The sequence below is a fragment of the Streptomyces sp. SLBN-31 genome (assembly GCF_006715395.1).
Lineage (GTDB): Bacteria > Actinomycetota > Actinomycetes > Streptomycetales > Streptomycetaceae > Streptomyces.
Genome location: NZ_VFNC01000002.1, coordinates 3,010,443 through 3,031,694, shown reverse-complemented (window position 1 = coordinate 3,031,694; position 21,252 = coordinate 3,010,443). Strand labels below are relative to the sequence as shown.

General features: G+C 74.6%; 19 protein-coding genes. 5 read left to right on the top strand and 14 right to left on the bottom strand.

The features are described 5' to 3' along the window. Positions 1–87 precede the first annotated feature (87 nt). Both FBY22_RS33835 and FBY22_RS33830 read left to right on the top strand, forming a co-directional pair. Positions 88–1,245: an Ig-like domain-containing protein gene (locus FBY22_RS33835; protein WP_260845245.1), complete on the top strand. Its 1,158-nt coding sequence runs from the start codon at positions 88–90 to the stop codon at positions 1,243–1,245. Between the two features lie 79 nt (positions 1,246–1,324). Then, a complete protein-coding gene (locus FBY22_RS33830; RefSeq protein ID WP_142151781.1) occupies positions 1,325–2,275 on the top strand; it encodes an expansin EXLX1 family cellulose-binding protein in 951 nt (316 codons plus the stop codon). Between the two features lie 436 nt (positions 2,276–2,711). On the opposite strand, the gene FBY22_RS33825 is transcribed toward FBY22_RS33830, so the two are convergent. Beyond that, on the bottom strand, positions 2,712–3,398 hold the full coding sequence (locus FBY22_RS33825; protein WP_174267327.1) for an ANTAR domain-containing protein: 687 nt from the start codon (positions 3,396–3,398) through the stop codon (positions 2,712–2,714). Between the two features lie 226 nt (positions 3,399–3,624). On the opposite strand from FBY22_RS33825, the gene FBY22_RS33820 reads away from it, so the two are divergent. Further along, positions 3,625–3,975 (top strand): STAS domain-containing protein, encoded by a 351-nt coding sequence (locus FBY22_RS33820; RefSeq protein WP_260845244.1) that lies wholly within the window; start codon positions 3,625–3,627, stop codon positions 3,973–3,975. Further along, positions 3,972–4,913 carry a sensor histidine kinase gene (locus tag FBY22_RS33815; RefSeq protein WP_142151780.1) on the top strand — a complete coding sequence of 314 codons (942 nt, stop codon included), beginning with the start codon at positions 3,972–3,974 and terminating at the stop codon, positions 4,911–4,913. Before FBY22_RS33820 ends, FBY22_RS33815 begins: the two co-directional genes overlap by 4 nt. Before the next feature lie 57 nt (positions 4,914–4,970). On the opposite strand, the gene FBY22_RS33810 is transcribed toward FBY22_RS33815, so the two are convergent. From FBY22_RS33810 to FBY22_RS33780, 7 genes are all read right to left on the bottom strand, one after another. Beyond that, the gene (locus FBY22_RS33810; RefSeq protein ID WP_142151779.1) at positions 4,971–6,008 is read right to left on the bottom strand and encodes a rod shape-determining protein; all 1,038 of its coding nucleotides are present in this window, start codon (positions 6,006–6,008) and stop codon (positions 4,971–4,973) included. A gap of 217 nt (positions 6,009–6,225) precedes the next feature. Continuing rightward, positions 6,226–9,501, bottom strand: coding sequence for an SAV_2336 N-terminal domain-related protein (locus tag FBY22_RS33805; protein WP_142151778.1), 3,276 nt, complete (start codon positions 9,499–9,501; stop codon positions 6,226–6,228). A 6-nt stretch (positions 9,502–9,507) separates the two neighbouring features. Further along, complete coding sequence (locus FBY22_RS33800) at positions 9,508–10,512, bottom strand: MoxR family ATPase (protein WP_142151777.1); 1,005 nt, start codon at positions 10,510–10,512, stop codon at positions 9,508–9,510. 43 nt (positions 10,513–10,555) lie between these two features. Further along, positions 10,556–12,223, bottom strand: coding sequence for a trypsin-like peptidase domain-containing protein (locus tag FBY22_RS33795; RefSeq protein ID WP_142151776.1), 1,668 nt, complete (start codon positions 12,221–12,223; stop codon positions 10,556–10,558). Beyond that, positions 12,220–12,570, bottom strand: coding sequence for a CU044_2847 family protein (locus FBY22_RS33790; RefSeq protein ID WP_142151775.1), 351 nt, complete (start codon positions 12,568–12,570; stop codon positions 12,220–12,222). Before FBY22_RS33790 ends, FBY22_RS33795 begins: the two co-directional genes overlap by 4 nt. A gap of 46 nt (positions 12,571–12,616) precedes the next feature. Continuing rightward, positions 12,617–14,038: a carboxyl transferase domain-containing protein gene (locus FBY22_RS33785; protein ID WP_142151774.1), complete on the bottom strand. Its 1,422-nt coding sequence runs from the start codon at positions 14,036–14,038 to the stop codon at positions 12,617–12,619. Beyond that, positions 14,031–15,482 carry an acyl-CoA synthetase gene (locus tag FBY22_RS33780; protein ID WP_142151773.1) on the bottom strand — a complete coding sequence of 484 codons (1,452 nt, stop codon included), beginning with the start codon at positions 15,480–15,482 and terminating at the stop codon, positions 14,031–14,033. Before FBY22_RS33780 ends, FBY22_RS33785 begins: the two co-directional genes overlap by 8 nt. Before the next feature lie 186 nt (positions 15,483–15,668). Here FBY22_RS33780 and FBY22_RS33775 point away from each other — a divergent pair, with 186 nt between their 5' ends. Beyond that, positions 15,669–16,541 (top strand): RimK family alpha-L-glutamate ligase, encoded by an 873-nt coding sequence (locus tag FBY22_RS33775; RefSeq protein ID WP_142151772.1) that lies wholly within the window; start codon positions 15,669–15,671, stop codon positions 16,539–16,541. 14 nt (positions 16,542–16,555) lie between these two features. Here FBY22_RS33775 and FBY22_RS33770 read toward each other — a convergent pair whose 3' ends face one another. Genes FBY22_RS33770 through FBY22_RS33745 form a run of 6 tightly spaced genes read right to left on the bottom strand, consistent with a single transcriptional unit; the run spans position 16,556 to position 21,248 of the window. Then, positions 16,556–17,146: a hypothetical protein gene (locus FBY22_RS33770; protein WP_174267326.1), complete on the bottom strand. Its 591-nt coding sequence runs from the start codon at positions 17,144–17,146 to the stop codon at positions 16,556–16,558. Beyond that, positions 17,121–17,969 carry an FkbM family methyltransferase gene (locus FBY22_RS33765; protein ID WP_142151770.1) on the bottom strand — a complete coding sequence of 283 codons (849 nt, stop codon included), beginning with the start codon at positions 17,967–17,969 and terminating at the stop codon, positions 17,121–17,123. Before FBY22_RS33765 ends, FBY22_RS33770 begins: the two co-directional genes overlap by 26 nt. Beyond that, on the bottom strand, positions 17,966–18,190 hold the full coding sequence (locus tag FBY22_RS33760) for a Trm112 family protein (protein ID WP_142151769.1): 225 nt from the start codon (positions 18,188–18,190) through the stop codon (positions 17,966–17,968). The genes FBY22_RS33765 and FBY22_RS33760 overlap by 4 nt, the downstream gene beginning before the upstream one ends. After that, positions 18,187–19,104, bottom strand: coding sequence for a hypothetical protein (locus FBY22_RS33755; RefSeq protein ID WP_142152606.1), 918 nt, complete (start codon positions 19,102–19,104; stop codon positions 18,187–18,189). Before FBY22_RS33755 ends, FBY22_RS33760 begins: the two co-directional genes overlap by 4 nt. Before the next feature lie 24 nt (positions 19,105–19,128). Further along, positions 19,129–19,863 carry a bifunctional 2-polyprenyl-6-hydroxyphenol methylase/3-demethylubiquinol 3-O-methyltransferase UbiG gene (locus tag FBY22_RS33750; RefSeq protein WP_142151768.1) on the bottom strand — a complete coding sequence of 245 codons (735 nt, stop codon included), beginning with the start codon at positions 19,861–19,863 and terminating at the stop codon, positions 19,129–19,131. Next, entirely contained in the window at positions 19,860–21,248 is a 1,389-nt protein-coding gene (locus FBY22_RS33745) for a condensation protein (protein ID WP_142151767.1), read from the bottom strand. Before FBY22_RS33745 ends, FBY22_RS33750 begins: the two co-directional genes overlap by 4 nt. Positions 21,249–21,252 lie beyond the last annotated feature (4 nt).

Sequence of the window (21,252 nt, the reverse complement as noted above, 5' to 3'; positions counted from 1 at the left end):
TTCGACGAGGAGGGACTCATGCAGGTGCGCCGGGCACGACGACCGCGAGGAACGGACCTTCCGGGTGTCGGCCGGTCGGCGAGGAGAGTGACGGCCGCCCTGGGCCTCGCCGCGCTGCTCCTGACCGCCTGTGACGGCGGCGGGGGCGGCAAGAGCGACGGGAAGCAGGCCACGAAGAGCCCGGCCTCCGTCATCACGGTGAAGCCGGGGACCGGTGGCGCGGCCGCCTCGCCCGGTGACAAGGTGACCGTCCACTCCTCCGGCGGCAGGCTCCTGGACATACGGGTGAGCGCCCCGGACACCGACGAGTTCGGCGGATCGCTGTCGGCGGACGGACACACCTGGACCTCGTCCGCCCTGCTGGCCCCGGCGACCAAGTACACCGTGGTCGCCCGGGCCAAGGGCGCGGACGGAAGGACGGTGACGCGGCGGACCACCATCGGCACCGCGCGGGCGCGCGGCACGTTCGTCGGCGAGTACAGCCCGGAGAAGGGCGCCACCGTCGGCGTCGGCATGCCGGTGTCCGTCGTCTTCAACAAGCCCGTCCGGGACAGGGCGGCCGTGGAGCGCAGGCTCTCGGTCGCCACCAGCCCGCACGTCGACGGGGCCTGGAGCTGGGTGAAGGACCACAGCGGCAGGGACCGCGTCGACTACCGGCCCCGGAAGTTCTGGGCGTCCGGCACCGAGGTCACCCTGCGGATGGCCCTGAGCGGCGTCGACGCGGGCGGCGGGGTGTACGGCACCCAGCAGCGCGTCGTCCGCTTCCGCGTCGGCCACGCGGTCGTCGGCACCGTCGACACGAACCGCAAGACCATGACGGTCAAGGAGGACGGGAAGGTGCTGCGCACCCTTCCGGTCTCCAGCGGCAAGCCCGGCTACGAGACCTGGAACGGCACCATGGTCGTCCTGGAGAAGGTCCCCAGCATCCGGATGAACTCCCGGACCGTGGGCATCTTCGGCCCGGAGGCGTACAACCTCGGTTCGGTGAAGTGGGCGGTGCGGCTGACCCCGTCGGGCACGTTCGTGCACGCGGCGCCGTGGAACGCGGGCAAGTTCGGCCGGGTCAACGGCAGTCACGGCTGTGTGGGCATGAGCACGAGCGACGCGCGGTGGTTCTTCGGGCACGTCCACCTCGGTGATCCCGTCACCGTCGTCCACTCCAAGGACACCGTCGCCGAGGGCAACGGCTACGGGGACTGGAACGTCGACTGGGCGACCTGGCGGGCGGGAAGCGCGCTGTCCTGAAAACGGCGGCAACCTTTCCGGCACCGGCGGCGACCCAGGGGCGACGTTCCCGTCACCGAACCAGGTAAGGACCTCGCCCGTGGCGTCCCGTACTCCGCACCGCCGGCCCCGTGACCGGCGTACGGCTCTCGTGTCCGTCGTCGCCGTGGCGGCCGCGGCGCTCGTCGTGGCCCTGGTGGTCGCGTTCCGGCCGGACGGCGGCGGCGCGGCCGCCGCCACCGGGCATACGGCGGCCACGGCCGTCGCGGGTGCCGAGCAGGCGAGCCCGTCGCCGACGCCGTCCGCGCGGAAGTCGGCCTTCCCGTCGCCCAAGGCCCGTACCGCCACGCCGTCGGCCACAGCGTCCACCGCCTCGGCGCGGGCCTCGAGTTCGCCGACCGGGGCGCCGCGCGCCGTTCCGGCGTCGGCGTCACTGGCCGGGCGGATCGTCCCCGGCACCACCCGCCAGGGCGTCGCCACGCACTACGACGCCGCGGACGGCAACGGCGCCTGCTCGTTCGGTCCGAGCGCGGACATGATGATCGCGGCGATGAACACCGCCGACTACGAGACGTCCAAGGCGTGCGGCGCGTACGTCCGGGTCCGCGCCGCGAGCGGTGCCTCCGTCACGGTCCGGATCGTCAACGAGTGCCCGGGGGACTGCGCGGTCGGACAGCTCGACCTCAGCGTGCAGGCCTTCGCCAGGCTCGCCGCGCCCTCGACAGGGCGGATCGCCGTCTCCTGGGAACTGGTGAGCCCCGCCGCCGCCGGCACGCTCTCGGTGCGCTACAAGACCGGGTCCAGTCAGTACTGGTGCGGGATCCAGGTGCTCGGGCACCGCAACCCGGTGGCGCGGCTGGAGCTGCGGACCGGGAACCGCTGGCTGGCGCTGCCGCGCACCTCGTACAACTACTTCCTCTCCGAGAAGGGGAGCGGATGCGGCGGGGCCGTCCGGATCACCGACATCTACGGTGAGCGGCTGACGGTGGACGGGATCGCCGTGAAGCCGAACGTCGTACAGCCGACCCGCGTGCAGTTCGCCGCGCACTGAACGCGCGCTCCTTCGTTTCCGGTTGGTCTCCCAAGCGCTCGAGAAGCGGTCGCGTCCGACTGGACCACCGCCCTGTCCTCCCTCGGACTGAGCCGATTCGGCCAGGTCACTTGGGGCGTGGCCGAAAACGATCGTTTATCGGTGCGACGTCGGGGGGATCTTGGGGTCACCCTCCTCCCCGGGGAGTAGCGGGCGCCCGGCCGGGTCCCGCTGGAGAGGCAGGGCAGGTGCCTTCGTCGGCACGATGTGCCGGGGCGGTGCGCGGACCAGGCTGGTTCACGTCGGCCAGAGGGACCGAGAGACCCGAGGAGGTCGTCATGAACCACCGGATACGCGTCCGCGTCAGCCGCCGCCCGAGCCAGCCCCGCGACACCCCCGTCGACCGCAGGACGCCGTCGGGGCGGATCCTGCCGTACTGACGTCATGGGCCCTGTCGTCAGTGCAGGTGGTGCGAGACCGCCGTGCGCAGGGCCCGGCGCAGTTCCTCGGAAGGCGCGGGGCCGTCCGGCTCCGCGCCGGCCGTGACCGCCGCGGCGACCGCGCGCAGCTTGATGTTGGAGCGCTGCGAGGTCTCGCGCAGGATCTCCCACGCCTGCTCGGAGGTGCAGGCGTGCACGGCCATCAGCACCCCGCGGGCCTGGTCGATGACCGGACGTGAGGCGATCGCCTGCTTCAGCTGCTCGACCTCCGTGCGCAGCTCCCGCAGCTGCTCCGCGCGCTCCCGGGCGACCGCGGAGGCGCCCGGCGACTCGGGTTCCCCCTCCACCGGGTGGGCCGCGTGCCGCAGGGGGGCGTCGGGGTTCAGACCGGCGAGCTCCAGGATCCGGCGCGGCTGGCCGTTCCAGTGCCTGGACCGCACCGGAACCGCCCGCCGACGGCCGAAGGCGCCGAGCCGCTCCAGGAACTGCAGCCCCGCCGTGTCCATGAAGACCACCTCGGTCATGTCCAGTTCCACTCGGCCCACGTGCGCCGGCAGCCCTTCCAGCGCCTCGGACAGCACGTCCGTACAGCCGTGGACGAGTTCGCCGCGCGGGGTGAGCACGGCCAGCTCCTCTTCCACCCTCGCGTCGATGACCAGGGTGTTCGGCTTCCCCCCGAGAGGTGTGTGTACCGCTGAGGTCATGTCAGCCTCGCTGCTCCCGACAGTCGTCACGACGTTGAGTCACCGGCCGCCGGGCGCGGGTCTCCCGTACCGGCCCCGCGAGGACCCGGCGGTGCTGACCATGCGCCTGCCCGTAGTGTCACGGACTACACACCGTCCGCCGCCGGGAATGGCCTCCCGTCCCACGGGTACGTGAACCGACGACACCGGGGTCCATCGAGCGGCCGCGAGAAGAGGGGAGAAGGTTGTGGACGTCCCGTACCGGGTACCGCCCGGGCCTGCCCCCGCACCGCGGCTCACGGTGCTCCCGCTGCCGGACGGAGCCGGCCTCAGGGTCGGCGGCGAGGTCGGACTCGCTACCCTGTCCCAGTGGGAGGGTGCGTTGTCGCGTGCCGCGCGCGACTCGCGGCCCGTGTACCGGCTGGAGCTGTCCGCGCTCACCTTCGTCGACGTCGCCGGCACCGACGCGCTCGCCGCCGCGGCGCAGTCACTGGACGAGGGCAGGAGGATCGTGCTTCAGCAACCCCCCATCAGTCTGCGCCGTCTGCTGGATCTGTTCTGGCCCGGCATCCCGACGATCGAGGTGCCGTCGTCATGAGCACCGCGACCACCGAGCAGGACCCCTTCGTCCACCCCGCGCTCCTCTACGGCGACGAGCGGGAGTACCTGGCCGGCACCGTCCCCTTCGTGCGCGCCGCGCTCACGGCCGGCGAGCCCGTCGCCGTGGCCGTGCCCGCCGAGAACCTCCGGCTGATCCGCGACGAACTGGGCACCGACGCCGACGCCGTACGGTTCCTCGACATGCGTGAGGTCGGGCGCAACCCCGGCCGGATCATCCCCGGCGTGCTGCGGGCCTTCGCCGACACCCAGGCGCCCGGCACGCGCGTCCACATCGTCGGCGAGCCGGTCTGGGCCGGCCGCACCCCCGCCGAGTACCCCGCCTGCGTCCAGCACGAGGCGCTGATCAACGCGGCGTTCCGGGGCCGGGAGGCGACCATCCTCTGCCCCTACGACACCCGGGCCCTGCCCCCGGAGGTCATCGCCGACGCGTACGTCACCCACCCCACGCTGCTGCGCGGCGGATCGCGGGCGGCGGAGGAGAGCAGCGCCTACGCCCCCGAGGCGCTCATCGCCCGCTACAACGAGCCCCTGCCGCCCGCCCCCGACGTCCCCGCGGTGCGCTTCGACGCGGAGTCCCTCAGCGAGACCCGGCACCTCGTCACCGACGAGGGCGCCCGGCTCGGCCTCGCGCCCGCCCGGGTCCAGGACCTGGCCCTGGTCACGGCCGAGCTGGCCACGAACAGCGTGGTGCACGGCGGTGGCACGGGCACGGTCCGGGTGTGGGCCGAGGACGGGTACGTGGTGAGCGAGGTGTGCGACAAGGGCCATCTCGTCGACCCGCTCGCCGGGCGCCGGCCCGCACCGCGCGAGCAGCGCGGCGGCCGCGGCCTGCTCCTGGTCAACCTCGTCTCCGACCTCGTCCGCGTGCACACCGGCCCCGAAGGAACCACGGTCCGCTGCTGGTTCGCCCGCTGACCTCCGCGGCGGCGCCTGTCCTGGGCGTACCGGGCGCCGGTCGCGCGACCGTGCCGCTCAGGTGGCCAGCGGGTCCAGCACGAGGGGCTCGATCCGGCCCTCCAGCATGTAGCCGAGGCCCTGGACGGCGCACACGTCGGGGCGTTCGGCGATGGCCACCGGCATGCCGGTGGCCGCGCGCAGCATCTGGTCGAGGCCCGGCAGCAGGGCGCTGCCGCCGACCATCATGATCCCGCGGTCGGCGAGGTCGGCCACCAGGTCGGGCGGGCAGTCCCGCAGCACCCGTCCGATGCCGTCGAGCACGGCCGTCAGCGGCGTCTCGATGGCGTCCCGGACGGCGGCGGTGTCGACCTGCACGGACCGGGCGAGGCCGGTGGCGACGTCGCGGCCGTGGATCTCGGTGGAGGCGGGGCCCTGGAGAGTGAGCCCGTTGCCGGACAGGGCCAGCTGCAGGGGCCGTACGGACTGGCTCGGAAGCATCAACTCGTGCTCGTGGCGCAGGTGCTGGACGATCGCGTGATCGACGGCCTCACCGCCGACCGGGATGCGCTCGGCGGTCACGATCGACCCCAGCGACAGCACGGCGACCTGCGTGGCGGCGGCCCCGCACACCATGATCATGGTGGCCTCGGGCCGCTCGACGGGCAGCCCGCACCCCACGGCGGCGGCGATCAGCGTGTCCACCAGCTCCACGCGCCGGGCGCCGAGCCCCACGAGGGTCTCGATGGCCGCCCGCTGGGCCAGCGGGTCGGCGTCGTGCGGGGTGCAGGCCGCCGCGCGCAGGAAGGGCTTGCGGCGCAGGGTGCGGCGGACCTTGTCGCCGAGCAGGTGCCGGAGCATGCGCTGCGCCATCTCGATGTCGACGACGGTGCCGCCGGAGACGGGCCGTACGACGCGGATGTAGTGCGGGGTGCGGCCGGTCATCTTCTCGGCGAACTCGCCGACCGCGATGAGCGCGCCGGTCCTGGTGTTCACGGCGGCTACGGACGGCTGGTCGACGACGAGGCCGGCGCCCTTGACGTAGACGCGGGTCCGGGCCGCCCCCAGGTCGACGGCGAAGTGACAGCGGCGCAGCTGCTCCAGACTGGCGGTCATGGCAGGTCCTCCCGAGAGCGCAGACCGTGGGGGCCGCCGGTGGAGGGTGGCGGGCCTCGTTCTCTGTTTCTGATCCGGGAGGCCCGCCGGGCGGCGGGCCTCCCTCGCATCGTGCGCGGGCCGGGAGCCGGGCGCTGCCTGGAGGGGGCCGGGCGGGGGGCCGCTGAATGGGCGGTTTAGCGGCTTGTGCCCGAAGTAAATGGGAGATAAAGGCGAGTCAGAGGGCTCGAGCGGCTTCGAGGAGCGGCGCGAGGGAGGGCACGGTGACCTCGCAGCCCGCCTTCCGCAGGCCGTGCTCGATCGTCGGATTCCGGGCCAGTCCGATGAAGTCCAGCCCCAGCTGCTGGGCCGCGGTCAGCTCGGCGACCGTGGAGCCGATCAGCACGCTCGCGGGAGCCGGCGCGTCGGGGGAATGCAGGGCGCGCCGCAGACAGTCCGGGTCGGGCATCAGCAGGCGGACGTCGGCGGCGCGGCCGTGGATGCCGGTGAGGGGGAGCCGGAACGGCCGCAGATACCGGCGTACCGCCTCTTCGCAGACGTCGGAGACGACGGCCACCCGGCGGTCGGCCTGGTGCAGGGCGCGCACGAGGACGGCCGTGTTGTGGGTCAGCGGGGCGTCCGGGACGGCCCGCAGTTCGAGCTGGTCGAGACGGTCGCGCAGCTGCGGGGCGAGCCGGTCGTGGGCGAAGGCGCGCAGTACGTCCAGCGGATGCGCGAACACCTCGTGCCCCGTGGCCCGCGGCAGCGGCCGGCCCCCCAAGGCGTCCTCGGGATCGCGCTGTTCGGCGACCACGGAGAGCAGGTCCAGGGCCGCCTCCCGGGCGGTCTGCGCGGAGAACAGCCGGGTGACGGGTCCGTCGAAACCGAGCAGCACCGTCCCGGCGTCGGCGAGCAGCGCGGACGCGGGCCGGGGCGCCGGCCGCCGCGGTACGGGGGGCGGGGCGCCCTCGGTACTGAGCTGCACCGAGTAGGAGACCGTGAGGCCGGGCACCGGCCAGCTGCCCAGCCCGGAGTTGACCGCCCGCTGCGCCGCGCCCGCCCGGCGCAGCGGATGCCGGCGGGTGATGCGGGAGGCCGCGTCCAGCACATGGTCCAGGAGCCGCTCGGAGACACGCGTGGTCTCGGCGCGCACGAACGCCACCGGATCGACGACGTGCCAGGACAGCTCGACCGCGGCCGTGAAGGCGCCCTTGCCGGAACTCGGCAGGGAGACGGTGTGGAACGCCTGGTGGCCGGTGAGGTCGACCTCGTAGTAGGTGGTGCGGCGGGGCGGGCGCAGGCTGTGCGGACGCGCCGGGTCGAGGAGGGTCAGGGGACCGTCGGGCTGGGTGTGCACGATCGCGGTACGGCCGGGGGCGGGGATGCCCGGCCGACGCAGGTCGTGGGTGATGAACGGGCCCTTCACCAGGTCCCGTTTCTCCGGCTCGGGCCCCGCCGTGGACAGGGTGAGGTACCAGGCGACGGGCGGCTCGTCCGGGGCGCCCCCGTGCAGGGGCTGGAAGCGCGGCTCCTCCAGCGCGGCGGAACTGGCCGCGAACTCCTCGTACCAGGAAGGCGAGACGACGAGGAGGACGTCGGCGGGGGTACGGCCCTGCAGGGTGAGGACCTCCGGCGGTACGACGGGATCGCCGGCGCCGGCCGTGTGCCAGAACGTCACCCGCAGCCGTGGCGGGTCCGCCAGCTCCCCGACCGACTCGGCGATCCCGCGCAGGGTCGCCACCAGCACCGGGAGCGTGTAGGCGCCGGGCCCGGGCAGCACCAGGTAGCCGTGCGCACGCACCCGCACCTCGCGCTGCGCGAGCCCGGCGCGCTCCAGGATCCGGTCCACCGCGTACTCGAGCGCGATCCGCGCCTCCGGCCGGCCGGTGAGGTCGTCGGCCTCGAAGAGCACGGCGGGGCGCCGCGGTTCGGGCGGGGGCGCGGGGGAGCGCGGGACGTCGGGGCCGGCCTGCCTCGGGGATCCCGTCAGCCGTCGCACGCTGTCCGGACTCACCGTCGCGAACGCCTCGCCGTCCGCGCCCGTCCCGGTCTCCGTGCCCGAGGGCGAGGGCGTGGAGGCTCGGAACTCGCCCCGCGAGCGGCCGGCCCGGTGGTCGATCGATGCGCCGACCCGCCGCAGGAGTTCGGCGGTCCGGGTGCGCGCGGTGCGGGGCAGGCCGAGCAGGAGGAGATCGCGTACGCCGGGGCGGAAGGCGTAGGAGCCGGGCGGCCCGGGGACGGTGGTGAGCATGCCGCTGAGGATGACCTCGGCCAGGTGCTGCGGGCGTGGGTCCGGTTCGACGGCGGCGTGGACCAGGCGCATCACCGGCAGGTCGGGTCGGCCCACCGCGAGATGCCCGGCCAGCCGGAACGCCTCCGGAGAGGCGGTCGCCCGGAACCGCAGAACCAGTTCCCCGGCGGACAGCAGGGCGACGTCCGCGCGGTCCTCCGGGTCGGCCGGGCGGTCCAAAAGGGCTACGGCAGCAGGGAGTTCGCAGCTGCCGGGGCTCGTGAGCAGCGCCGCCCAGTTGGCCAGCCAGCCGGGGTCGGGCTCCATCACGGGCAGCGGCACGGCCGGACCCCGCTCATGCGGTTCGTAGGGCGTGAAGGTGAGCGCCGCCGTCGGCGCGGCCGGATACGGCGCCGACAGCCGTCCCGGCGTCGTGGGCAGAGCCGTCTCCCGCCACAGCTGCTCCGGCAGCGGTTGTACGACGGCCAGCGGCATGCGAGCCGCCCACCGCCGCAGGGTGGCGTACCACAGGGCGCCGGGCGGCCCCTGGCGCCACTGGGGGCCCATGCAGTCGCTGACCAGCAGGGTGACGGTGCGGCCGTCGGTGGTCGTGGGGGTGCCCGGGCCGTGCACCGTCCCGTCGGGCTCGGCCCGGTAGGGCACGACCGTGCGGAAGACGCCCGACTGGGCCAGCATCGTGTGCAGTTCGCGGGCGAGGGGGTGCCAGACGGGCATTGTGGGCCCGTTGTCGTACACCAGGTTCAGGCGCAGCCAGCGCTCCCGGGCGGGGTGCATCACCGGCAGCCACCACTCGGGGGCCGCGCCGAGCCGGGCGATGCGGTCGGCGGTGGCGGGCTCGTCGAGCTCGTGGCCCACGGGGGACTCGATACGGCGTTTGAGCGGGCGGAGCGCCCGTTGCAGGCCCAGGGGGTGGCGCAGCATCGGCGGCGCGGGGGCGAGCAGCGTGGTGTGCGGGCGGTCGTCGCCGGACCGGGCCGCGGACGGGAGGTGGAGGGGCGCACGGGGCGAGTCGACGGGCGCGGCAGTCTCCGGCCGCGGCGGCTTCGAAGAGGGCAGTGGTGCGGGCGGCGGTTCGGGGTGCGGTGCGTCCGGGGTGGGGCGGGGCTCCCGCTCGGCGGACGGTGTCCCCGACTCCATGTGCCGGGCCAGCCACAGCAGTTCGGCCAGCTCCAGCGGGGTCGGGCGGACGCCGGAGGCCGCCTCGGCCAGGACGTCGGCGAGACGGGCCAGCGGTTCGGGGGAGCCCGGGGTGTCGGACGGCATCCGGCCTCAGAAGGCGTCCGTGTGCGGGGCGTCGCCCAGGTACGGCATCAACTGCTCGGCCAGGTCGTCCAGACTCTTCGAGCCGAGGTCGGAGGAGCGGGCCAGATAGATGGCGTTGAGCAGCTGGTCGGTGGCCAGCTCGCCGCCGCCGACCCGGGACAGGAACCGGTCGATCAGGGTCTGCGCGTAGGTGTCGGGCTCGCCGTCGAAGTGGGCGCGCACGATCGCCATGAGCTGGCCGTCGTCGGGCTGGCGCAGCCGCAGGGTGACGCAGCGGCGCAGGAAGGCGGGCGGGAACTCGCGCTCGCCGTTGCTGGTGAGCACCACGAACGGGAAGGCCCGGCAGCGGACCCGGCCGCGCTCCACCGGGACGCGCTCGTCGGTGCCGTCGATCATCACCTCCGCCGTTGGCGTGCGGCGGGCGCCGCGGACCAGTTCGGGGATCTCGTACTGGCCCTCCTCCAGGACGTTGAGCAGGTCGTTGGGCAGGTCGAGGTCGCTCTTGTCGATCTCGTCGATGAGCAGGGCGCGCGGGCGGGCGTAGGGGAGCAGGGCGGTGCCAAGGGGGCCCAGCCGGAGGTGGTCCTCGATGCCCGCCTCGGTGGTGGCCTGCGCGTGCCGGGCCGCGTACAGCCGGGACAGCGGGTCGTACTGGTAGAGGCCGTCGTGCAGGGTGCTGCGGCTGGTGATGTTCCAGCGCAGTACGGGGCCGAGGCGCAGCTCGCGGGCGACCGCGTAGACGAGCGAGGACTTGCCGGTGCCGGGCGGGCCGGTGACCAGCAACGGGCGGCGCAGGTACAGGGCGGCGTTGACGAGCTGGACGGTCTGCGGGGTGGCCCGGTAGGTCTCGGCGCGGTGCACGCGGTCGGGGGAGGCGGCCGCCGCGTCGCTCTCGCCGGGTGCGTCGAGCACGGGTGCGCCGTCGAAGGCGCGCCAGGGCGGCGGCGGGGGCAGCCGGGAGATGCCGTCGTGCGGCGTGCCGCTGCCGGTGTAGACGGGCCACAGGGCCATGCGACGTTCGCTTTCTTGAGGGGAGTCGGAGCTGGGCGGCCGCTCAGGCGACGGGCGAGTGGAGGAACGCGGCGGGTTCGGGGAAGCAGCGCGGATCGTCCCACAGGAGCTGCAGACCGCTCGCCCAGTGTCCGTCGGGGTCGTCGTCCGCGTCCGCGGTCTCGCGCAACGCCCGCACCTGACCGGGCAGTTCGGCGGGCGGGACGCCGGCGAGCCGGTCGGCGAGCTCGTCCAGGAACGCCGTACCGGAGCACGGGCCGTCGTGCCGGGAGCCGGCGCAGCCCGTGCGCGGCCACAGCAGCACCGGCACCGGTGAGTTGAGGCCGGCCTCGAAGTGCGGCTGCGCGGCGTCCGGCGGGAAGGCGTAGCCCGCGAGGTCGGCGTCGTCGTCGCGCAGGCGTTTGCGCAGGGTCTGCGGCCGCTCCGGGCCGCCGCAGTCGACGCGGTGCAGCCGGGCCCCCGGCGAGGTGTCCAGCTTCTGCCACCGTTTGGCCAGTTCCCGGCGCAGCCGGCCGCTGCGGTACCGCGAGCGGTCCACGACCACCAGCGGATAGGCGCAGCCCAGCGGGGTGGAGTCGTCGGCGCCGCACTCCCAGCGCGCCACCGGCTCGTTCAGCCACTCACGGGGCAGCACGAATGTGATCAACTCCTGCGCGTCCAGGGACAGTTGGGCGAACGCGTCGTCGATGCAGCCCTGGACGTAGGCGCGGACGGCGGAGCGCCGCAGGCGCCGGGAGCCGACCTTTCGGCGCTGCCCGTCGTGGTAGGCGGAGACCTCGACGGTGACCAGGTCGGCCCCGGCGCCGCTGCGTTCTATCTCGACGACGATCGGGGACCACGCCGGACCGGCGGCGGGCGCTGCGGGCGTGCCGTCCAGCACCTCCTGGAGCCGGTCGGCGAAGCGGGTCACCGCCTCGGCGCCCGGGACCTCCCACTGCACGTACCCGGCGGCGGCCTCCAGGGAGGCGGCGGCGTCCTCGGGCGGGGGCTGCCCGAAGGGCCCCACGGCGTGGTTGACCAGCCGTACGGGATCGCAGTCGACGCCCTCCGCCACCGCCCGCCGCACCAGCGCGTACAGCCGGCGCACCTCGTCCCGGCCGTGGCCGGGCGTGGGGACGAGGGCGCCGAGGCCGGGCCAGTAGCGGGCCATGACCTGGGTGGGCAGCATGCGACCGACCCGGCCGTCGCGCGAACCGGCGATGGTGGTCACCATGCCGACCACCCTGCCGTCCGCGAGGTGCACGGCGGCGCCGCTGAACCCGGGCGCCAGGGCCTGCCCGTGCGCGGTGGCGGCCTCCAACTGCCGCCACTCGTCCGAGACCAGGGCGCCGGGCACGGCGTGGTAGCGGGCGAGCATGCCCTCGTCGTACCCCTTGGGGAAGCCGTACGCGACGAGTGTCGGCGCGTGTTCTCCCGCGAGTTCGGCGCCCGGCGGGGCGAACTCGGCCGGTTCGAGCGGGACTTCCCGGTCGAGTTCGAGTACGGCGAGATCGCCGGGGTCGGCGCCGCCGCCCGCCCAGCCGCCGTGCACGGCCACGGTCGCGGAGACCTGGCCCAGGCCGCGGCCGCCGGGGAAGGACACGGTCACCGCGCTGCTGTCGCCCGCGCGGACGACGTGGGCGCAGGTGAGGACATGGCGTGCGGAGACGAGGAATCCGGCGCCGATCTCGTTCCCGCAGACGATCCGGGCGTGCCAGGCGAAACCGCTCATGACCGGTCGGCTGCCTCCGGGTCCGCGTCGGCCGGCCCCGGCGACCAGCTCAGCTTCACCAGCAGATGGCCCTCGGCCGCCCCCTTCGCGATGACCGCCCCGGCCTCCGCGCTCAGCTTCACCCCGAACTCCAGCTCCACCGAGTCCGGCCGCAGCGTGCCGTCCCGGAACACCCGGAGCGCCGACTCGGCGGCGGCGCGGACCCCGCCCAGCGCGTTCTCGAACGTGCGGGCCGCCTGGGCCGGTCCGTCACCGCGCGAGACCATCCGGGCCCCCGTGTCCTCGTCGACGCCCTCGACGACGACCAGCGCGCCGTCCTCGGTCTTGAACTCCACTAACGCGTCCATGGCGCGGCGACTCCCCCGTGCTGGTGACTCAAGGCGACCCCCCATGTTACGGACGGTGGCCGGTGCTGTCGTGGTTTCCGTTGTGTCGTTTCCGTGTGACCGGCGACAACGTACCCGGCGGGCCGGCGATGCCGCGGATCACCCCGAGTTCCAGCAAGTCCTGCGGACGGATGCGGAGTTGGTCCGCCGTCGTCTCGACCCGGTCGTCCGGGCGTTTGAGGATGGCGGCGGCCGACTCCGGCGCGATGACCGAGAAGTAGGCGTCGGGCGTGGCCCAGGTGTCGCCGGGCGCGGCGAGCGCGAGGGCGCCGCCGGAGCCGCCCTCGCCGATCACCAGTGTGGTGACGGGAGTTCGGGCGCCGGCCACGGCACCGAACAGCTCCGCGATCGCCGCCCCGGCCCCCTGCCGCTCCGCCTCCGCGTCGTTGGCCGCACCCGGGGTGTCCACCAGCGTCAGCACCGGGATGCCGAGCCGGTCCGCGAGCCGGATCAGCCGGGTGGCGGTGCGGTACCCGGAGGGCCGGGTGGCGGTGCCGGTCTGGGCCGCGTAGGCGACGGTACGGCCCTGATGCTCGCCGAAGCCGCAGAGCATCCCGTCGGGATCGGCCCCGCCGCTCCGGTCCCCGCTGATGGCCACGCGGTGGCCGAAGTAGGCGTCGAGGTAGGCGCGGGCGCGGGGCCGCTCCGGTGAACGGGCCCGCCGCACGGCCTCCCAGCCGCTGCCCGGAAGGCCCTGGGCGCCCAGCGCGAAGGGGACGGGGGCGGGGCGGGGAGCGGCTGCGGCATCCGCCCCGCCGGTCAGCAGCCGCAGCCACCGCCCGAGCACCTGCCGGAGGTCCGCCACCGGTACCACCGCGTCCGCCGCGCCGCACGCCACCTGGGCCTCGGCCGTGTACGCCGTCGGATCGGCGTCCGCCGGGCGGACCCGGGAGCCCGCGAAGCCGACCTGCGCACCCGGCAGGGCGAGGATCACGTCGGCGCCCGCGCCCAGGGTCGCCCAGCCGCCGCCGGTCGTCGGGTCGCGCAGGACCGCGATCTGGGGCAGGCCCGCCTCGCGGGTGAGGGCCGACTGGCGGGCCACGCGCTGGAGTTGGGTGAGAGCGACCATGCCCTCCTGCATCCGGCTGCCGCCGGTGGCGACGAGCGGGACGACGGGCAGGCGGTGCGCGCGGGCGTACTCGTGGGCCGCCACCAGGCGGTCGCCGGTGCGTTCGCCGAGCGAGCCGCCGAGGAAGCCGAACTCGAAGACGATCAGTACCGCCGGCGTGCCCATGACGCTCGCGGTGCCGACGACCACGGACTCCCGCTCGCCGGTCCGCTCGGCCGCGCGGGCCCGCGAGGCGTCGTAGCCCTGCCAGGCGAGGGGCCCGTCGGGCCCGGAGTCGCGTGCGGGATGGGGGAGTTCGGTGAAGGTGGCGTCGTCCGCGAGGAGTTCCAGGATCTCGCGGGCGGTGAGGCGCTCAGTCACGGTTCAGGGCCCGCTTCATGATCTTCCCCATGTCGTTGCGGGGCAGAGAGTCCAGGTAGCGCACCACGCGCGGCCGCTTGTGCGGGGCGAGACGGGCGGCCACATGATCGGCCAACTCCCCGTCACCCGGCGGGTTCTCGGCATCCTCCGGCACCACCCACGCCACGATCCGCTCACCCAGGTCCGCGTCCGGCTCCCCGGTGACCGCGGCCTCCCGCACCCCCCGGTGCTCCAGCAGCGCGTTCTCGATCTCACCGGCCCCGATCTTGTAACCCCCGCTCTTGATCAGGTCGGTGGCCTTGCGCCCGACGATCCGCACATACCCGTCGCTCTCGCGCACCGCCATGTCCCCGGTGCGGAACCAGCCGTCCGCGGTGAAGGCGGCCTCGGTCGCGTCGGGCCGGTTGAGGTAGCCGGTGAACAGGTTCGGGCCGCGCACCTGGATCTCGCCCACGGTCTCGCCGTCGTACGAGGCGACGGGCGTCCCGTCCTCCTCCACCAGCCGCAGCTCCACGCCCGGCAGCGGCACGCCGACGGTTCCCGCGCGCGGCTCCCCGTCCGCCCGCACGCTGGTGTTCATCAGGGTCTCCGTCATGCCGTACCGCTCGATCACCCGCTGCCCGGTGGCGGCCGTGATCCGCTCGTGGTCGTGCACGGGGAGCGCGGCGGAACCGGACACCAGCAGCCGGGCCCGGCCCAGGGCCCCGGCCAGCTCCGGTTCCTCCGGCAGGGCCTGGGCGATCCGGTGGTACATCGTCGGGACGCCGAACAGCATGGTCGCGCCGGCCCCGAGCTCACGGGTGACGCCCTCGGTGGAGAACCTGCCCAGGTGCCGGACCGAACCGCCGCGCCGCAGCGGGCCGAGGATGCCCAGCACCAGGCCGTGCACATGGAACAGCGGCAGCCCGTGCACGAGGACGTCGTCGCCGGTCCACCGCCAGGCGTCGGCGAGCGCGTCCAGGGTGGTGGCGATCGCCCGGCGGGGGATGACGGCCCCCTTGGGCGGGCCGGTGGTGCCGGAGGTGTAGACGACCAGGGCGGGGTCCTCACCGGTGACGGAGGAGACGGGGGCGGGCGCACCGGCGCCGGTCACCACCTCCACGTCGACGCGCCGCAGGTCGCTCACCGGGGAGGGCGGCCGGTCGCCCGGAGCCGTCAGCACCAGCGCGGGCTTGCTGTCGGCCAGGATGTGCTCCAGCTCCTTCGCGCCCGACTTCGGGTTGAGCGGCACCGCGGCCACCCCGGCCTCCAGGGCGGCGACCACGGCGACGGCCGTCTCCAGCGCCGGGGTGGCCCACACCGCGACCCGGTCCGCCCCGCGGATCCGCTCCCCGAGGGCACCGGCCGCCGCCGCGAGCCCCCCGTACGTCAGGGACCGCTCGCCGAAGCGCAGGGCGACCCGCTCGCTCGACTCATCGCTCAGGGCTGGGAACAGAGAGGACACGCGGCGATCTCCTTGCAGCAGGGGACGACGACACCATCGTCCCCGCACCGCTCCCAAGCACACACACCCCCACCCCGAACCGCCCTCAGCCCATGACCTCCACGACGTCGGTCGGGTTGCCGGGGGACGGGGTGGGGTGGTTAGCCTGCGGCGGTCTTTTGTTCGCCGTCGGACGGAGTTCTGGTCGTGGCCCGTGTCGCCCTCGTCACCTACGATCCCGGGCCGCAGCCCCACCGCGATCGCGACCTGCCCGTTCTGCGGGACGCGCTGGGTGCGGCCGGTGCGCGGGCGGATGTCGTGGTGTGGGACGACGCCGAAGTGGACTGGGCCGCCTACGACCTCGCCGTCATCCGCTCCACCTGGGACTACAGCTGGCGGGCGGCCGAGTTCACCGCCTGGGCCCACAAGTGCGGCGCGCTCACCCGGCTGGCCAACCCGGCGGACGTCGTGCGGTGGAACAGCGACAAGCGCTACCTCGGCGACCTCGCGGCGGCCGGGGTGCCCGTCGTACCCACCCGGTACCTCGCGCCCGGCACCGCCGCCGACCTGCCGGACGGTCACGAGTACGTCGTCAAGCCCACCTCCGGCGCGGGAGCCCGCTACGCCGCGCGCTACCTGCCTGAGGAGCGGCAGACGGCCGTACGGCACCTCGCGCGCCTGCACGAGGAGGGGTTCACCGCGATGGTGCAGCCGTACATGCGCGCCATCGACACCGGCGGCGAGCGGGCCCTGCAGTTCTTCGGCGGACGCCTGCTGCACGCCAGCCGAAAGCGGGCCGTCCTCGCCCCCGGCACCGCCTACGACGCCGACAAGGTCGCCCACCCGGACCTGGAGCCGTGGCGGCCCACCCCGGCCGAAGTCGCCGTCGCCGAAAGCGCCCTGGCCGCGGTACCGGACGCGGCCGGACTGCTCTACGCGCGCGTGGACCTCGTCGACGGGGAGGACGGGGAGCCGGTGGTGATGGAACTGGAGCTGGTCGAGCCGAACCTCTTCCTGTTCCTGCACCCCGGCTCGGTGCCGGCGGTGCGGGACGCGATCCTGACGGCGGCCGCGGGCTGAGGGGCGCACTCCGCTCAGTCGGCGACGGCGACCCGCTGCAGCAGGCCCCACGTGAACTCCGCCGCCACCTTCCGCCGCACCCCCTGCCCGTCCGGCGCCGTGAACGCCAGCCCCCAGCGGGTCGGCGCCGTGCCCTCCAGGGGGCGGGCCGGGGCGAAGGCGCGGGCCGCCTCGTCCACCGTGCAGGACCAGGGCGTGAGGTCGTCGAGGGTGGTGAGGGACGGGCCCGGGGCGCCCGGGACACGGACCAGCCATTCGTTCCACACCCCGCCGTTCGGGGCGAGCAGGACCTCGAAGCGCAGGTCGGGCCAGAGCGGGAGCGGCCACAGCCAGGCCTCGCAGTCCAGGTCGCCGATCCTGCGGGAGGCGGTCGACTCGGGCTCGCCGAGCACCGAGCGGTACCGGGAGGCGGCGGCACGCGCGCGCGGGGAGTGCAGCATCGCCTGCCAGCGCTTGTTGGCCTCCCGCATCCCGGCGATGGACACGCCCAGCTCACGCCGGGCCTCCTCCACCAGGCCGGGGTTGTGGTCGGCCATGCGGCGCAGCAGGACCAGCTGGAAGTCGAGCGCTGTGAAGGGATCAGTGGGGCGCTTCGCGGACGGCATGTCTCCCATCGTCGCGCACGGCACCGACATCGCCCGGCCGGCGGCCGTCGGGCAGGAAGAGGACCGAGTTGACGTAGCGGGGACGGCTGCGGAACGGCAGGACGCGGGGCAGCAGTCCCTGCGCCACCACGTGCGCGGCGGCCGCCTGGTGCTCCTCCAGCGGGAACTTCGCCAACGGCACCCAGTCGGCGCCGGGCAGCACCCAGCCGTCGTAGCCGAGCAGCGAGAGGTGGGCGACGACCGGGGCGATGGGCTGGATGCGCGACTCCAGCTCGACGAAGAGCGCGGGACGGTCGCGGACCAGCAGGCCCGTGGCGCCGCTCAGCACGGCCGGCTCGCTGCCGTCCACGTCGATCTTGATGAATCCGACGTCCCGCAGGCCCAGTTCGTCGAGGGTGACGCAGCGCACGTCCAGCGCGTGGCCGTGGATGTCCCGGCGGACCAGGGAGGACACGCCCCGGTCGCCGGCGTCGTCCGGCGGCAGCCACAGCCGGGCGGTGCCCGAGCGGTCCGCTGCGGCCGCTTCGACGACACGGACGTTCGACGGGGCGGCGGCCGTCAGCAGCCGGGCCAGATGGGGGACCGGCTCCACGGTCACCACGAGCCGCGCCCGCCGGGCCAGCCGCCGCGTCCAGGGGCCGTACCAGCCGCCGACGTCCACGGCCGTCCCGCAGTCCGCCGGACACAGCTCCGCCAGCCGGGCCAGCTCGGGTTCGAAGCGCGGATAGACCGCCCGGGCGGTGGCGGCGACCAGGCGGGTGGGCAGCAGCGGGGCCAGCCGGGCGGCCAGGGTGCGGGACGGGTGCCGGGGTGCCGTGCTCATCGGGCCACCCGTTTCAGCAGGACCTCGTGCTCCTCGTCCGACACCTGCTCCCCGGACGACGGCAGCAGCTGGGGGATGCCGTCGACGACGGGGTAACGGCGGTGCAGACGCGGGTTGTACAGGGCCTCGGACGCCTCGGGCCCGTCCGGCTTCACGAGGTGCAGCGGGCCCTTGTCCAGCGGGCACGCCAGAATCCGCAGCAGCGGGTCGTCGGGGTTCATGGTGGCGTCAACTCCTTGGCACCGATGGGGGGTTGCTGTGGTGCGGGGTCGTGTCTGGGCATGGTCAGCAGTACGCAGACGGCGAGCGCGGTGCCCGCGAGGCGCAGCGCGAGCCGCAACGGGTCGTGCGGCAGCGCCTCGCCGAACGAGAGGGTGCCGATCACCGCCGTGTACAGGGAGGTCACCGTCGTGCACACCGGCACGATCAGCGAGGCCCGGCAGCGCTGCAGCGCGGCCTGCGACATGACGAGGCCGAACGCGCCGGTGAACAGCAGCAGATACGGGTACGGCGACTTGAGCACGCCGACCACCGCCTGGCCGAGGCCGCTCGAGCTCAGGTAGCTCGACACGCCTTTGATCGCCAACGAGCTGACGCCGTACAGCAGGCCCACCGCCACCCCGTACTCCACGCCCGTGCTCGGCGCCCGGTGCCGGTGCCGGGCGCGGCGCTCGGCGGCCCCGTACAGCCACACGCCGGCCGCCAGCGACGGCACGCACACCAGCAGGATCAGCTGGTACGGGGCGCCGCGGCCGACGGTGTCCGCGTGCGCGCCGGCCTCCTTCAGGGACAGCACGACCATCAGCAGCGCGGCGAGGATCGCGCCGAGGGCGTACCGCTCCCGCCCGGTGGTCTCCTCGCCCAGCAGCCGGGCCGACAGCAGGACGAGCAGCACCAGGCCGGACACGAAGATGCCCTGGGCGGCGGCGATCGGCAGGGTGCGGTAGACGACGAGCTGGGCGCCGAACCCGGAGGCCAGGGCGACGGATCCGGCGATCCACAGCGGACTGCCCAGCACCAGCCGCAGCAGCCGCGCCGGTTGACGGATCGTCACCTCGGGGAGCGCGGTCAGCGCCCGTTTCTCCAGGACGAAACCGAGGCTGTACAGGGTGTTCGCCAACAGGGCCGCGGCCACTCCCCACCACATGGGTGCACCCCCCTAGGTCTTCCGTGCGTGCAGGAGAAGGATCGAGGCGAGGGAGGGTCTGGAGCAGGCCAGCCGGTCGAGGGGGCGCAAAGCACGCGGCACGCCGTGGAAGGGGGCGCCCGCCACGCGTACGACCTCGAAACCGGACGCGGCGACGAACTCCCGCAGCGCGCGGGCGGTGTAGAGGCGCAGGTGCCCGACGACCTCCGTGCCCGGCCGGCCGTGGATGCCGCGCAGACTGACCTCGGAGAACACCGGCTGCACACCGGCCAGCAGCAGACCGCGGTTGTACCAGGCGGCCAGGTTGGGGGTGGAGAGCATCAGATGGCCTCCGGGCCGCAGCACGCGGCGGATCTCGTCGAGGGCCGCGTCCGGGTCGACGAGGTGCTCGATCACCTCGCTGAACAGCACGGCGTCCGCCGAGGCCGACCTGAACGGCAGTCCGCCACCGGTGACTTCGCCGCGGACCGGGTACGACAGGTGGGCGCGGGCCCGCTTGAGGGCGTCCTGGGACCAGTCGACGCCGACGATGCGGTGGCCGGCCAGCAGCGGGCGAGCGGTGGCGGCGGCGGACCCGTCGCCGCAGCCGACGTCGAGGATGGTCCGCTCGCGGGCGGTGCCCAGCGCGGCGGCCAGCATGCGGGCCTGGCGGAGGCTGCGGGGCGCGCCGGAGGCGACGGGGACCGACGGGTCCTCGTAGAAGTCGCGCAGGTCCTTGGGGCGCCGGTGCGGCACCGTGGTCGTCATGGGCCGCTCACCTCCGTCGAGTGCAGGTAGTGCTCGAACAGGTCCCGCAGATGGGCGCCGTCGCCGTGGCTGAGCAGGGTCCGGGACCAGCGCAGGGCCAGATGGAGGCGGCCGGCGGTGGAGGCGGTGGTGACGGTGAGGCCGCGGGGCATGCGGGCGGGCGCCGAGAACCAGACGGCGTGCGCGCGGCCGGCCTCCTCACCGAAGTCCAGCGGGTACGGGACACGGCCGATGTTGCTGAGCAGTGTCGTCGACGTCCACGGCGCGGCCGCCCTGCGCAGGCCGCGGGTGAGGGCCGCGCGCCAGGTGACGGGGGTGACCGGGGCGGTCAGGAGGGCGGCGCCGTGGCCGAGTTGTGGACGCGGGAGGGACTTCAGGGCGCGGGTGCGGGTGGCAGTGCGGTGCAGCAGCGCGGGCATGTCGGCGGGCCCGTGCGCGACCAACTCATCGTAAGCGAAGGGGACTTCAACGAGCCGGGTGCCGTTGCCGATGGGCATGCCGGCGTCCCGGGGGCGGTCGTCGACGGGCATCGTGATGCGCAGCGGGCGGGGGCGGGCGCCGTGTTCCCTGTTCCAGTGGATGAGGGTGAGGGCGGTGGTGACCATGAGCTGATCGTTGACGGTGTAGGGGGAGCCCTTGGGCCGGTGGGGGAGCGGCAGCTCGGTGACGAGCAGCCCGTTGCCGGGGGAGGGCTCGGGGGTGCCGGGTGCGACCCGGGCCGGCCGGGCCCAGTTGGAGGGCGTGTCCTCCGGGGCGTGGGGAGCTTCCGCCCGGCGTACGGGCGGTGCCGCCGGGGAGTTGTCCCTGCCGCCGTAGAGCTCGGCGGCGGTGGCCAGGACGCGCAGGCAGGCGGGGCCGTCGAGCGCGGTGTGGTTGATGGTCAGGAAGAGGACGGTGCCGTCGGACCGCCGCGGTGCGGCGCCGTCGTGCGGAGCCGGCACACCGACCGCGTCCGTCGCCTCGCTCCCCTCGACGTCCCCGGCGCCCTCGACCACCTCCAGCCTGATCGGCGGCGAGGCCGACAGCGGCGGGGCCTTCGTCAGCGCGCGGGTCCGCGCGTCCCGCAGAGCGCACCTGCCCACCGGGGGGAACGTCACCACCCCCACGTCCGGCTCCGCCGTCAGCTCCCACTCGTAGCGCCGCCGGTACCAGCCGCCGGGCGCCTCGCGCATCAGGATGCGGGGGTGCCGTCGCAGGGCCTCGGCGAAGGCCGTCCGCAGCCGGTCGCGGTCCAGCGGGCCGGGCAGATGGACCTCGATGTGCACGGTTTCCGGCTCCTCCTCCTGCAGGCAGTGCCGGGCCACCTCGTCCACCACGGGGAACGGGATCCGCCTGGGCGCCCCGGGCGGGCCGCCGGCGCGTGCGGGATGTTCGAGTGCGGTCACAGGG